General features: G+C 41.9%; 10 protein-coding genes. 8 read left to right on the top strand and 2 right to left on the bottom strand.

The window, feature by feature from the left end; genetic code table 11:
* Nucleotide 1 precedes the first annotated feature (1 nt).
* Nucleotides 2-2,473, top strand: coding sequence for a heavy metal translocating P-type ATPase (locus tag T408_RS0101320; protein ID WP_028118347.1), 2,472 nt, complete (start codon nucleotides 2-4; stop codon nucleotides 2,471-2,473).
* Nucleotides 2,474-2,605: 132 nt separating this feature from the next.
* On the opposite strand, the gene T408_RS0101315 is transcribed toward T408_RS0101320, so the two are convergent.
* Nucleotides 2,606-3,130 carry an HdeD family acid-resistance protein gene (locus T408_RS0101315; RefSeq protein ID WP_028118346.1) on the bottom strand — a complete coding sequence of 175 codons (525 nt, stop codon included), beginning with the start codon at nucleotides 3,128-3,130 and terminating at the stop codon, nucleotides 2,606-2,608.
* Nucleotides 3,131-3,319: 189 nt separating this feature from the next.
* Between T408_RS0101315 and T408_RS0101310 the strand changes: the two genes are divergently transcribed.
* Genes T408_RS0101310 through T408_RS0101295 form a run of 4 tightly spaced genes read left to right on the top strand, consistent with a single transcriptional unit; the run spans nucleotide 3,320 to nucleotide 9,195 of the window.
* Entirely contained in the window at nucleotides 3,320-3,796 is a 477-nt protein-coding gene (locus tag T408_RS0101310; protein WP_028118345.1) for a nucleoside 2-deoxyribosyltransferase, read from the top strand.
* 27 nt (nucleotides 3,797-3,823) lie between these two features.
* The gene (locus T408_RS0101305) at nucleotides 3,824-5,377 is read left to right on the top strand and encodes a Ppx/GppA family phosphatase (RefSeq protein ID WP_035419743.1); all 1,554 of its coding nucleotides are present in this window, start codon (nucleotides 3,824-3,826) and stop codon (nucleotides 5,375-5,377) included.
* Nucleotides 5,378-5,408: 31 nt separating this feature from the next.
* On the top strand, nucleotides 5,409-7,622 hold the full coding sequence (locus tag T408_RS0101300; RefSeq protein ID WP_051444712.1) for an RNA degradosome polyphosphate kinase: 2,214 nt from the start codon (nucleotides 5,409-5,411) through the stop codon (nucleotides 7,620-7,622).
* The gene (locus tag T408_RS0101295; RefSeq protein WP_051444711.1) at nucleotides 7,612-9,195 is read left to right on the top strand and encodes a bifunctional metallophosphatase/5'-nucleotidase; all 1,584 of its coding nucleotides are present in this window, start codon (nucleotides 7,612-7,614) and stop codon (nucleotides 9,193-9,195) included. Before T408_RS0101300 ends, T408_RS0101295 begins: the two co-directional genes overlap by 11 nt.
* Nucleotides 9,196-9,338: 143 nt before the next feature.
* Here T408_RS0101295 and T408_RS0101290 read toward each other — a convergent pair whose 3' ends face one another.
* Nucleotides 9,339-10,604 carry a hypothetical protein gene (locus T408_RS0101290; protein ID WP_028118341.1) on the bottom strand — a complete coding sequence of 422 codons (1,266 nt, stop codon included), beginning with the start codon at nucleotides 10,602-10,604 and terminating at the stop codon, nucleotides 9,339-9,341.
* A 176-nt stretch (nucleotides 10,605-10,780) separates the two neighbouring features.
* On the opposite strand from T408_RS0101290, the gene T408_RS0101285 reads away from it, so the two are divergent.
* From T408_RS0101285 to T408_RS0101275, 3 genes are all read left to right on the top strand, one after another.
* Nucleotides 10,781-12,418, top strand: coding sequence for an ABC-F family ATP-binding cassette domain-containing protein (locus T408_RS0101285; protein WP_028118340.1), 1,638 nt, complete (start codon nucleotides 10,781-10,783; stop codon nucleotides 12,416-12,418).
* Between the two features lie 165 nt (nucleotides 12,419-12,583).
* Nucleotides 12,584-13,654 (top strand): M42 family metallopeptidase, encoded by a 1,071-nt coding sequence (locus T408_RS0101280; protein ID WP_035419741.1) that lies wholly within the window; start codon nucleotides 12,584-12,586, stop codon nucleotides 13,652-13,654.
* A 76-nt stretch (nucleotides 13,655-13,730) separates the two neighbouring features.
* Nucleotides 13,731-13,988 (top strand): helix-turn-helix domain-containing protein (locus tag T408_RS0101275; RefSeq protein WP_028118223.1); only part of this gene is annotated, 258 nt, incomplete at its 3' end.

The following is a 13,988-nucleotide window of genomic DNA, read 5'->3' as shown; positions in this document are numbered from 1 at the left end:
GATGAAGGAAACATTTACTGTCGAGGGTATGTCGTGTGCCTCTTGTGTCCAAACGGTTCAAAAAAGCCTGCAAGAAACCCCCGGGGTAACTGAGGCTCAAGTTAATTTAACCAATAACCAGGCCCAAGTAACCTATGACCCCGAAGCGGTTAGCTCAGATCAACTCAAACAAATAGTAGCTGATGCGGGTTATCACCTACTAAGCAATAAAGACTTAGCCCAAGCGTCAACAAAAGGCCATCAGTCCTTCCAAATTACTGGCATGTCATGTGCTTCTTGTGCTCAAACCATTCAAAAGGCTGTCAATCAATTGGATGGGGTTAATCAAGCTTCAGTAAACTTGGCCAATAACACCTTGGTCGTCGATTGGATCGATCAAGTCCGACCAGAAGCTGTCGAAAAGGCCGTTCAAGAAGCCGGTTATCAGGCTGAATTAGTCTTATCATCTACTGATTTGTACCAAGAAGGACAAGCTAGACGAGAACAGGAAGTCCAGCAACTGAAGAAGCGATTAATAGCGATGGCCTGCTTTACCGTTCCCTTATTTATCTTGACCATGGGACCCATGGTGGGACTCAGCCTACCTCATTGGCTAAGCCCAAGTCAGGAGCCAGCAAGAAATGCCTTGGTTCAACTGATTCTCACCTTACCCGTAGTCTATTTAGCCAGAGATATTTATCAGTCTGGACTTAAAGCCCTCTTCAAGGGGCATCCTAATATGAATTCACTGGTTTCAATCGGTACTTTAGCTGCACTCCTTCAAGGGATTGTGATGACTACCATGATCTTCCTTGAAATGGTCGAAGTTCAGGGTCACCCGCACCTTTATTTTGAATCTGCTGCCGTTATCTTGACCTTGATTACCTTGGGTAATTACATGGAAAGTATAGCTAAAGGTAAGACCTCTCAGGCCATTCAGAGTCTGATGGACCTTGCCCCTCAAGAAGCGCGTTTGGTAGATGAACAAGGGCATACATCAATGGTGCCAGTCGACCTATTAAAGGTAGATGATCTGATAATGGTTAAACCTGGAGAAAGTCTGCCCGTTGATGGCGTCATTATCAAGGGACACTCCGCAATTGATGAATCAATGATTACTGGAGAAAGCCTACCCGTGGAAAAACAAGTAGGAGATACCGTTACCGGGGCTAGTATCAACAAGACTGGATCCTTTACCTACAGAGCCACTCGAGTGGGTTCAGATACCCTTCTATACCAGATTATTTCTATGGTACAAGAAGCTCAAGGATCCAAGGCACCCATTGCCAAATTAGCCGACCAAATCTCCGGTTATTTTGTTCCTATTGTGATTAGCTTGGCTATTGTTTCCGCCTTGATGTGGGCCTTATCGGGACAAAGTATCGATTTTGTCTTAAATATTTTTATCTCTGTTCTCATCATAGCTTGTCCTTGTGCCTTGGGTCTGGCTACTCCTACCGCTATTATGGTAGGAACTGGGAATGCCGCCAACAAGGGAATTCTTATCAAGGACGGAACAAGCTTGGAGTCCATCCATAATGCTAGCGCCGTCTTACTTGATAAGACAGGAACCATTACCCGGGGTCAACCTAAAGTAGTCGATTATCATACTTATGGCGGAGATGACAAAGAGATTCTACGCCTAGTAGCTAGCGCTGAAAATAGTTCAGAACACCCATTAGCTAATGCCATTGTCACTTATGCTAAAGAAGAACACCAACTCAGCCTGACAAGTCCTGACCACTTTGAATCAATCACAGGCAAGGGAATCAAAGCTATGGTTGAAGGTCAAACTGTTTATATCGGAAATGATCAGTTAATGGCCTCTGTCACTCAAGTGGATCCAACAATCAAAGAACAAGTCCAAAACCTAGCGCAAGAAGGTAAGACGGCTATGTACATAGCCCTTAACGATAAACTTGTAGGCGTTATTGCTGTGGCCGACCCTATCAAAGAATCTAGCTACTCAGCGATACAAGAATTACAAGATTTAGGGATCGAAGTCAGTATGGTCACAGGGGATAATCGCCTTACGGCTCAAGCAGTTGCTGACAAGATGGGACTAGACCGCGTATTCAGTGAAGTCTTACCTCAGGATAAGGCCGAGCAAGTCAAGACCTTGCAAGCAGAAGATCATCACGTCATTATGGTTGGAGACGGAATTAATGATGCTCCAGCTCTAGCTCAAGCGGATATCGGTATTGCTATTGGTTCAGGAACCGATGTAGCAATCGAATCAGCTGATACCGTCCTCATGCATGACGATCTTGAAGATGTTGTAGAAGCTATTCGCATTAGCCGGGCAACTATTAGAAACATTAAGCAAAATTTATTTTGGGCCTTTGCCTACAATGTCATTGGCATCCCCATTGCTATGGGCGCCCTTTATTATTTCTTTGATGGTCCTCTTCTCGACCCTATGTTTGCCGCTCTTGCCATGAGTTTAAGTTCAGTTTCTGTTCTCCTGAATGCTCTAAGACTCAAAAATATTTAATAGTATTTAACTAGTATAAACAGTCTTAACCAAATAAATACTAAAAAAGTCGAACCTCAATCATTTAGTAAGGTTCGACTTTTTTGATATTTTAAATTCTTATTATTCGTCTAATTGCTTGTAGCATCCATCTTAAAAAGCTGAGATGATAGCCATAATGCCGTTAAATAAGAAGTAAACTCCTACCATCACAGCGATCGTAATCAATCCGGTTACAGGGTGGAAGAATAGCCAACCGCCTAAGATTAAGCCAAAGATCGCCATAGCAATCACTAGCCAAAAACGGGTATTACTCACTAAACGGATCGGGCCGGCTGTTACCATGGCCGAGATCGCATCAAAGATAAGCCAAAAGGCAAAAATATAAGGTAGAGCTACCAAGGAAGCCGTAAAGTTGAATAGGACAAAGAGTCCGATTAAAATATCGATCACTCCGGTCACAATCAATAAGGTAGACTTATAACCGGTATATTCTTTTAGGCGGCGACGGAAGAATAACTCAAATATCCCTTTAATAATCGCTGTTACTCCAATAACGGCTACCACTGCAAATAAACTGGCATCCAAATTACGAAAAGCCATTACCGCAATAATGATATAGAAGATTCCTAAAAGAAACGAACCCCAATTAAAACCACTCTCATTACGTCCAAACATTCAATCATTCCTTTCTTAAATTAAAAACATAAATACATACTAATGTAAATCTCATCTTCATACAAACAATACGGGTTCGAATTGTAACTTTTATGTAAAGATTGTTGAAAATCTGCCAAATTTACTGAAAATTACTTATAATAGAATAAGAATAGGCTTTCAAAGCTAGCTAGAAGGAGCGATACTTAAATGAAAAAAATCTACTTTGCTGCGCCCTTATTTAGTGCCAGTGAACTTCAATTCAATCAAGCTTTAACAGACAAAATCCGCGCTGAAATCAGTGATGTGGAGGTTTTCTTGCCTCAAGAACAAGGGGAAATCAATGACAAGAATGCCTACGCCGATTCCAAAATGATTGCCCAAGTTGATACTCAAGCTGTGCTATCAAGTGACCTCCTCTTTGCTGTTCTTGACGGCTTGGCCATTGACCCAGGCGTTGCCTCAGAGATTGGAATTGCTTATCAAGCAGGAATCCCAGTTGTCGGACTTTATACAGACAGTCGTCAAGCAGGTTATGACAACCCCCAAAAATTAGAAGCCTTAGCTGAGCTGGCTGAGTCCCAATTTTCTTATGCTAATCTCTACACGATTGGTCTTATCAAGTTAAACGGGGAAGTAGTCGCTTCAACCGATGACCTTGTCTCAATCCTCAAAAAGTACCTATAAGTAAAAGAAAGCATAGAAAGGGATACCATGATTTTCAAAGAAAAAGTTGCCATCATCGACATTGGATCCAATACCATCCGTCTAGTTGTTTATGGAATTGACAGTAACTACGACTACATCGAACTGTTGAATATCAAGACCCCTGCTCGACTCTCCCAATTTTTGGAAAGTGATGATCAAGGCCAGAAATGGATGAATCAAGCAGGGATCGACCGATTGGTAGAGGCCTTGAATAGTTTCAAGCAAGCCGCTGAATCGCTTGAAGCCAATCAAATCAAGTCAATGGCTACGGCTGCTATTAGACAATCAGCCAATCAAGCAGAGATCTTCCAACAAGTACAGGCTAAGACCGGCTTGACTATCGAATTAATCAGCGAGGAAGGGGAAGCCCTTTTCGGTCAGTACGCTGTGACCCATACTATGATTACCCCAACAGCTGTGACCATCGATATCGGCGGGGGATCTTGCGAAATAACCTACTTTGAGGATAAGCAACCCATCCACTTTCACAGTTTCCCCTTTGGCGTCGTCACTCTTAAGGAAAAATTCTTTAAAGATAAGGACCACAACGATCCAGAAGCTATTGATGAGCTACGAGCTTACGTCAAGAAAGCCTTTAAGAGTCTGGACTGGTTACGTCAAGCCCAGGTCCCCATCATTGCGATCGGAGGATCAGCCCGTAACATAGCTAATGTTCATCAACTAGCCAGTAATTATCCCATGGCTGGTATCCACGGCTACCATATGTCTAAAGAGACCCTCCAAGAAACCTTGGACCTATTTGTCACTAGTACTGAAGATGAGATGAGGGATATTGAAGGGCTTTCTAATGACCGTACAGATATCATTATTCCTGCTAATCTAGTCTTTCTCGAACTTTTCCGCGTGGTCAAGGCGACTTGCTTCTTAATATCTAGTCAGGGGCTTAGAGAAGGAATTATACTCAAATATATTAATAACAACTACAATACCCCACTGGATAATGACCAAATCCGCGCCCGAACGATTCGTAATTTAATTCGCGATTTGCCAGTTAATACACTCGGCGCCGACCAACAAGTCAAGTTCATCTTGAAGCTCTATCAAGAGTTGAACCGTCACCAATTAATGGCTTACAGTTTTGATCAACAAGAGGAATTAGAGTACGCTGCGATTCTCTATCGTTTTGGAGAGTTTATTAGCCCTGAAGCAGATTCCCAACACACCTTCTATTTGTTGTCTAATATGAATCTCTTCGGTTTCAGTCATCACAAGCGTTTACGCCTTGCCTTACTGGCTAGCTATCGTAATAAAAGCTTGTTTAAACGCTATTTGGAAGACTTCAAGTCTTGGTTTAGTGATGAAGAGATCCAAGACCTGCAAAAATTAGGTGGTCTCTTAAAATTTGCTAGCGGGCTAAACGATTCCAAGACTGCTGTTATTGAAGACATTCAATTGGAGGCAACTAAAGATCATAACTACCTCTTAAAAATTTATCACCATGGCCCGGCCTTAGCAGAATACTATCGAACCCATCGTTATGCTAAACATTTGGAACGGGCGTTAGACGGCAAGTTAGAACTAAAATTTATTGATATTTAATGTTTATCGACCATACAAAGGAGCATCAAGCATGGCTGAGCAAGTAATAACCCCATCTAAAACCAATAATCAAGCTGACTACTTCTTTAACCGAGAATTAAGTTGGCTAGATTTCAACTACCGAGTGATTGAAGAAGCCTATGACCCTAACAATCCCTTTTTAGAGCAATTAAATTTCCTTGCTATCGGTTCTTCAAACTTGGATGAATTCTTCATGGTGCGTGTTGCTGGCGTTTATGACCAGTATTTGGACCAAGTGGAAATAGCTGAGAATAAAACCTTAATGTCCCCTGACCAATTATTGGATGAAATATCGACCAGAAACCGACGAAATATAAACTATCAATATCAGCGCTTCCACCAAATAGTTGACGAATTAGTTAAAATAAACTATCAACTCAAGCGTTTCGACCAATTAAATGAAGAAGAAGCTCATCAAGCAGACCTTTATTTTAACGAATTTATTCTACCTACACTAACACCTCTGGGTGTCGATAGCCACCGACCTTTTCCTCATTTAAAGAATAAACACTTAAATATTTACGTGGAACTACAAAACCAGGAGAGCACGCAAGTGGCTATAGTCCCTATTCCTAGCCTCATTGATCGTTTCCTGACCATCACAACAGAGGATTCAACGGTTATTTTAATGATTGAGGATATGATTATTCATCACCTATCCCAACTATTTGTTGGCTATACAGTAACCCAAGCTTTCCCCTTTAGAATAACGCGAAATGCCGACTTTGATGTGATTGAAGATGGTGCCAGCGATCTATTAGAGTTAATTGAAGACTATGTCCAAAAAAGAAGAAATGGTATAGCCATTCGCCTTGAAGTTGATACGAGTTTTAGCAACAACTTTAAGCGAATGGATGATGACTTTATTCAAAATACTTTTAACTTAGAAGAAAGAGCTATTTATTATTTCGATGGTCCCCTAGATCTGACCTTTCTGTTTGAGCTGGTGGATGAAATCGGCCAGGACCATCCTGAGCTTCAATATCCACCGTTTAAGCCTTATCTTGATCCAAGTTTGATGGGAGAAACTATTTTTGATCAGATTAATGAAAGAGATATTTTCTTCCACCATCCTTATGATTCTTTTGATCCAATTGTCTCTTTTATTCAAACAGCAGCAAAGGACCCTCAAACCATCGCCATCAAGCAAACTCTCTACCGTGTCTCCAAGCATTCCCCCATTATTCAAGCCCTTAAAGAAGCGGCCGATAATGGCAAGGAAGTAACCGTTCTAGTCGAGTTAAAGGCCCGATTCGATGAAGCCAACAACATTCACTGGGCCAGAGAGTTAGAAGAAGCAGGTTGCCACGTCTTATATGGCATGAGTGACTTGAAGACCCATAGTAAAATTTGTTTAGCTGTCCGCCAAGAAGATAATGGTATTAAGCGCTATGTCCATCTTGGAACGGGTAATTACAATGATAAGACCGCTCGTACTTATACTGATATGGGAATCCTAACCGCCTATCCAGAAATTGGACAAGATGCTTCCGACTTTTTCAATTACTTAAGTGGTTATACCCAAAGACCCGACTACCAGCTCTTACAAGTTTCTCCCTTCGCTATCCGAGATTCGCTCTTGGATTACATTGACGAAGAGATTAGCTATCAAGAACAGTATGGCAATGGTTATATTATCGCTAAGATGAACTCATTAACCGATAAGCCACTCATCGAAAAACTTTATCAGGCCAGTCAAGCAGGAGTAAAAATAGACTTGATTGTTCGAGGCATTTGTTGCTTGAAGCCAGGCATTCCTAATTTTTCTGATAATATTCAAGTTCGTTCGATTGTTGGGCGTTTCTTAGAACACAGCCGAGTCTACTACTTCCATCACAATGGCCAGCATCGAACCTTCCTTTCCTCAGCAGACATGATGACCCGTAATATGATCAAACGAGTGGAGATTGAGTTTCCCATTCTTGATCCCGTAATTGCTCAAGCGATTAGACATATTTTGGATCTGCAATTAGCTGACACAATGAAGGCGAGAGTCTTGCAAGAAGATGGCTGTTATGTAAGACCTGATCAATCTCAAGTGAAGCTCAACAACCACAATCAATTAATAGAAGAAGCCGCTGAGAAAAACCTAGCACGATTAGAAGAGCCTAGATCCAAGGATTCCTCTCGATTGCCAGGAAGAGCACATGGCGGAAGCACCTTCAATCATTGGCTGAAAAGAATTCTATCTCGTAAGAAAGGACACCGTAATAGTGACTCATAAGATACATCTTCTCTATACATCTGATACGCATGGTCATTGGCTGAATCGACCAAACAACGCTCATAAAAGCCTCTTGAACACTGCAACAACCCTCCAATCCTTGAAAAAACAATATCAAGAAGCTGGAGATAGCGTGCTAACTATAGACTTAGGAGACTTTATTCAAGGGTCATCCTTTGCTAGCTACTTACAAGAACAAGTAGGAAATGCTCAATCCATTGCCCGCGCCATGAACCAAGTAGGCTATGATATACAAGTTATTGGAAACCATGAATTTAATTTTGGCCTAGACTATTTGACAAATACCTTGAATCATTTAAGCAGTCAGGTTCTCGCTGCAAATATCATTAGCCAAGAAAGCCAGGAGCCTTACTTTGGGAAAGCCTATCAAATTCTTGACTTTGAAGGAGTAAGGTTAGCTATCATCGGCCTCACTACCCACTACATCCCCAATTGGGAACTTGAAGATCACTACCGTGGGATTGAATTCAAGGATGCTAAGCAGACCGCCCACTATTACGTTGATCTACTTCGCGATCAAGCTGATGTCATTGTCCTTGCCTATCACGGTGGCTTTGAAGCTGATTTACAGACCTTCCAAGCCACCGAGCAAGCAACAGGAGAAAATCAAGGGATTGAGATGGTCCGTGAAATTGAGGGGATAGATGTACTTTTAACGGGGCATCAACACAGAGAAATTGCCCAGATGAGCCAGCAAACCTTTACTGTCCAACCTGGCTACGCCGGTGAGTATGTCGGCCATGTTTGTATCGAAATGAATGGAAACGCCATCCAATCGATCACTGGAAGTCTGGAACCCGTTGATCAATCGCCTGAAGATACCCTCGTTCAAGAAGCAATGGAACCCGAATTCTCCCAAGCCAAAGAATGGCTTAATCAGCCGCTCGGACAAGCCCCGATCGAATTACCTGATCAAACTGACTTTGAGAGTAAGTTGTTAGGCCACCCTTTTGCAGAATTCTTGAATCAAATCCAACTCAAGGAAACAGGGGCTCAATTTAGTGGAGTCGCCCTCCCCAATCAAGCTTACCAAGCCTTTACTGGGGAAATTACCAATGAAACCTTATTAAAGACCTACCCTTTCTTCAACTTAGTAGCTAAGACCCAAGTCAGCGGACAAACTCTTTGGGAAGTAATGGAATACAACTTGAACTATCTTCAGATCAATCAAGCAGGACAAATAACGATTAACCCTACTTATATTGAGCCTAAGCCTCAACATTTCAATTATGACTTGTATAGCGGTCTAACCATTAAACTAGACGTTCATGATGGACAAATCAGGATCATCGACCTCATTGATGAAGCCAGCGGAGAATCGATTGATCGTGAAAAAACCTATAGTTTAGCTCTCAATCAATATCGTGCAGCCGGTGGGGGCGACTATCATTGGTTCAACCTAGACCAAGTGGATTATCTTTCCCAGGACGATATCGCTAACCTCATCAAAAAAGCTCTAAACCAGTTTAGGGATGAAAACTGGAGACAGGTCAACCATCACTATCGGCATATTCAGTGGGAGAGATGGCCCGAACGCGACCCCCACTGTTAAGACTAAAAGTTTACAAGGCTTGATCACTAAACCTTAAGTTAATTAGACTCGATCAAAAAAACACCTATCCACTTTAAGCACTCCTTGACTGCTTTAGTCAACCTGTGCAATAGGGGTAGGTGTTGTTTTTAATATGTGAATGATTAAGATTGAACTCGATCCATGACATACACGATGGCTAATATAAGGGCCACCAAGGCTAGGGGCCATAACCAGAAGCTAGAAGGCTCTGATTGATGGATGCTACTTGAAAATTCTTGTGATCGGCTCTTGACAGGATTGGTTTCTTTTTGATTTTTGCGGTGTGGGGCTAACAAGTTAGGGTATCGTTGTCTGAGTTGTGATACCGCCACGTCCACTGCACCATCCGCCTTATACAAGGCATCGACCAGTTCAATATCTGAAATCTGTTGAATATCCAATTGGGTTAGAAGTTTGGATTGTAGATAGTTAGCCTGAGCTTCTTGGACCAAGCCTTCAAACAAATCTGTATATTCAGTGAAGGCTCTTAAGAATGGATAATTAATCGGGTCCCCTTGGCGATACACCGCCTGCTCACCCCAGGCCAAGAACTTTAAATCAGGTATTTCTCGAGCAATTGCCTGGGTCATAGCTGATGAATCAATCGTTTGACTCCGAATGTAATCCGCTACAGCGTGGATTTCCTCTTGATTAAAGGCTTGGGGAAAACACATTACCAATTGGCGACTCAATAACTCTAACTGGTCTGAATTCAAGGAGTCCATCTTTATATTTTGACTATCAACGACTTGTAGCAATTGCTGATCATTGATCTTAGCCAGAGATTGATCAGAGATTGGGGTATCGTGGCGCAAATCTTCTCTTAATTGCTTAACTTGCGATAGATCACGATCTGACTGGCTAACGCCACTGGCATCCGTTAATCGCTTATTAGCATGCCGAATGATTTCTGCTAGTTCGCCAATATTTTCATGCTGATTATTGGCTTGATACACCTTAAACGATTGCCAAAGTAATTCTTGGTCACTCATTTGATCCAATAAATGACGCTGCAAGTCAAACTGATCTACCAATAACTTACGAATCCGACTAGCTTCCGTCACAAAAAATCCTGGATAATCCTTAATAAGTCGATCAAATAATTGTTCGATCGATACTTGCGGCTGGTCCTCAAGTATCCTTTCGATCATCTGGTCTTCAATTTGAAGTAATTGTTCCTGGGTGATGGGCGTCTCTTGCAGTAAATCTTCTCGGATCTCATCAAGATCTTCCACTTCACCAATCGTTGACTCGTCCTCTTGACCAGAATCCCTGTCAACTTCACTGATGAGAGATTCTGCCATCACCAATCCTTGAGAGGGAGTTTGAATACTAAAAGCTATCATGAAACTTAATAACATGATAAAAAACCAGTTTTTTCGATCCATTTAATCCCCTCCTCAAATAATCATTATAACAATCAAATGTGAATATTTACGTAAGATTCCTCAGATAAATCTTAGCAATAAGCAGTCATTTAAAGTTAGGACTTTCTAAGCTTTTGTGCTAATATTTATATGATTAACAGAGAATCGATCACTTTATAAATACTGGAGGAAACTAAATGATCAATGTATCCAACGTCAGTCTGCAATTTCCAGACCGTAAACTATTTGATGATGTGAATATTACTTTTACACCGGGCAACTGCTACGGAGTAATCGGTGCTAATGGAGCCGGAAAGTCTACATTTTTGAAGATTCTATCTGGAGAAGTAACACCAACAACAGGGTCCGTCACTATGGATCCAAATGAACGTCTAGCTGTATTAAACCAAGATCACTACGGTTTTGAAGACTATACAGTTCTTGATACGGTCCTAATGGGTTATAAAGAACTCTACGAGGTTATGACTGAGAAGAATAACATCTATATGAAGGAAGATTTTTCTGATGAAGATGGAATTCGAGCAGGCGAATTAGAAGGTTTATTTGCTGAAATGGGAGGCTGGGAAGCAGAAGCGCAAGCTAGCGATATGCTGCAAGGACTAGGAATCACCACCGACATGCACCAGCAACATATGAGAGAATTAGTAGAGGCTGATAAGATTAAGGTTCTCCTCGCTCAAGCTCTCTTTGGTAAACCTGATAACCTGCTTCTAGATGAGCCAACTAACGGATTAGATGCTCACGCGATTGATTGGTTAACAGATTTTATTATTGATTTTGAAAATACTGTTATCGTTGTCTCCCATGACCGCCACTTCCTAAACTCCGTATGTACCCATATGGCGGATGTGGACTTTGGTAAGATTAAAATCTATGTTGGTAACTACGATTTCTGGTTACAATCCAGTCAACTAGCTGCTAAACTACAAGCAGACCAAAACGCTAAGAAGGAAGAGCAGATCAAAGAACTACAAGAATTTATTGCCCGTTTCTCTGCCAATGCTTCTAAGTCTAAGCAAGCTACTTCCCGTAAGAAATTACTCGACAAGATTACCCTGGATGATATCCAACCTTCGTCAAGACGGTACCCTTACGTCGGCTTTAGCCCGGAGCGTGAGATGGGTAATGATTTACTTAGAGTGGAAGGACTTTCTAAGACTATCGACGGTGAGAAAATCTTAGATAATATTACCTTTACCTTGAACCGCAATGATAAAGTTGCCTTTTTGAGCCGGAATGATTTGGCCATGACCACCCTATTCGAAATCCTAATGGGCAAGATGGAGGCGGATGCGGGTAGTTTTGAATGGGGTGTTACCACTTCTCAGACTTATTTACCGCGTAATTCTGCCGATGAATTCGATGGTAATGAGCTAAGTATTGTTGATTGGTTGCGTCAATACGCTGATAAGGAAGAACAAGATAACACCTTCCTCAGAAGCTTCCTAGGTCGGATGCTATTTACCGGGGATGATGTGATGAAACCTGTTAATGTCTTATCCGGGGGCGAAAAAGTTCGTTGCTTACTCTCCAAAATGATGTTATCCAAAGCCAACGTTCTAGTCATGGACCAACCGACCAACCACTTGGATTTGGAGTCTATCACTGCCCTTAACGAAGGACTCATTAAGTTCGATGGCGCGATCTTAATCGCTTCTCATGACTATGAGGTCCTAAATACAACTTGTAACCGGATCATCGAATTAACGCCGAACGGTGCCTTTGACCGGATTGACTCAACTTATGAAGACTATCTTAACGACGAGAACGTCCAAGAACGTGTGGATAAAATGTACCAAACAGCAGAAGCTTAATAGACTCACTTACCGCATCTAATAACTAAATGAACCATCCCTATCTGCTCAGGGATGGTTTATTCTCTATATACCAAACAAAATATCTATAACTGACCCCTATTCGATTGAAAGTTAAGTTCTGGTATAATAAGGCTGATTATCCGATTAGGAAAGGAAGATTTTATGTCAATTGATTTAATTAAAGACTTATCGAATGCCTTCGGCCCTTCTGGCTTTGAAAGTGAAGTCAAGGAGATCGCCAAGAATTATGTTCAATCCTTTGCCTCATACAAAGAAGACAAGATGGGGAACTTATTGATAAATATGGGTTCTGATCAAGAGAATAAGGGTCCTCGAATCTTACTTGACGCACATATGGATGAGGTAGGCTTTATTGTTCAAAATATCCGCCCCAACGGTATGCTTGAATTTTTACCCTTGGGTGGGTGGACCCCTTATACCATCCCAGCCCATCTGGTTCACATCAAGACTCGCAGTGGCGAATTAATCAAAGGAGTAGTAGCTTCCAAACCACCCCATTATATGAGCGAAGCTGAAAGAAATCAAAACGTCACCATCCAATCTCTGGTAATCGACGTAGGAAGCAAAAGTAGCCAAGAAACCCAGGACTTAGGTATTGAAATTGGTAATCCTGTTGTTCCTTGTGTTGAATTCGAAAGCCTGCATCAAGATCAAATCTTACTCGGCAAGGCCTTCGATTGCCGAATTGGTGTAGCTGCCCTGCTGGAAACGCTCCAAGACATAGCTCCTATTAAGGATTCACTAGACTGTCAGATTCAAGCGGCTCTGACAACGCAGGAAGAAGTGGGTCTTCGAGGGGCAAAAGTGATTGCCAACCAAGTGGCATGTGACCTAGCCATCGTCTTTGAAGGAGCTCCGGCTGACGATAGCTTTGCTCCTGACTATCAGATTCAATCCGGTCTAGGTAAGGGACCCATGCTAAGACATTTCGATACCACGATGATCACTCACCCTGGCTTCCAAGCCCTAGCTCTTGATACTGCCAAGGAATTAAAGATTCCTGTTCAAGTAGCTGTCCGATCCGGCGGAGGAACCAATGGAGCTGCCTACCATCTTGCTCAACAAGGCATCCCAACCATCGTGGTAGCCGTACCCGTCCGCTACCCGCATACACATTACGGATATGTCGCTTATGAAGACTATCAAGCTTGTAAAGAGCTCGTGACCGCTATTCTAAAGAAAATGAATTCAGCTACTTATCAAGCCTTATAATTAAGAAAAGACCACCCCTAAGATGTACTGACCCCCAAAAGTTAGAGTTAAAAATCTAACTTTTGGGGGTTATTTTATGTCCAAAAAATATTCTTACGAATTTAAATTACAAATTGTACAAGAGTACTTAAAAGGTCGGTTAGGGTACGAGTCACTGACCAAAAAATATGACGTTTCCAGTTCTTCCTTAGTCAAAAAATGGGTAGCTCAGTTTCGAGAGGAAGGCCCGTCAGGGCTTAAGAAAAGGAAGTCAAACAAACACTATCCATTGAATTTTAAACTGAATGTATTAAGATTTAAGCAGGAGACCGGCGCTTCTTATCAGGATGTAGCT

Origin of the sequence: Hutsoniella sourekii ATCC 700629, from assembly GCF_000518205.1 — a bacterium.
In the GTDB taxonomy this organism is placed as follows: Bacteria; Bacillota; Bacilli; order Lactobacillales; family Aerococcaceae; genus Hutsoniella; species Hutsoniella sourekii.
This window is presented reverse-complemented; position numbering and strand designations above follow the sequence as displayed.

Coding starts and splice junctions, on each gene's coding strand:
- T408_RS0101320 (WP_028118347.1), top strand. CDS start 2: ATGAAGGAAACATTTACTGTCGAGGGTATGTCGTGTGCCTCTTGTGTC.
- T408_RS0101315 (WP_028118346.1), bottom strand. CDS start 3,130: ATGTTTGGACGTAATGAGAGTGGTTTTAATTGGGGTTCGTTTCTTTTA.
- T408_RS0101310 (WP_028118345.1), top strand. CDS start 3,320: ATGAAAAAAATCTACTTTGCTGCGCCCTTATTTAGTGCCAGTGAACTT.
- T408_RS0101305 (WP_035419743.1), top strand. CDS start 3,824: ATGATTTTCAAAGAAAAAGTTGCCATCATCGACATTGGATCCAATACC.
- T408_RS0101300 (WP_051444712.1), top strand. CDS start 5,409: ATGGCTGAGCAAGTAATAACCCCATCTAAAACCAATAATCAAGCTGAC.
- T408_RS0101290 (WP_028118341.1), bottom strand. CDS start 10,604: ATGGATCGAAAAAACTGGTTTTTTATCATGTTATTAAGTTTCATGATA.
- T408_RS0101285 (WP_028118340.1), top strand. CDS start 10,781: ATGATCAATGTATCCAACGTCAGTCTGCAATTTCCAGACCGTAAACTA.
- T408_RS0101280 (WP_035419741.1), top strand. CDS start 12,584: ATGTCAATTGATTTAATTAAAGACTTATCGAATGCCTTCGGCCCTTCT.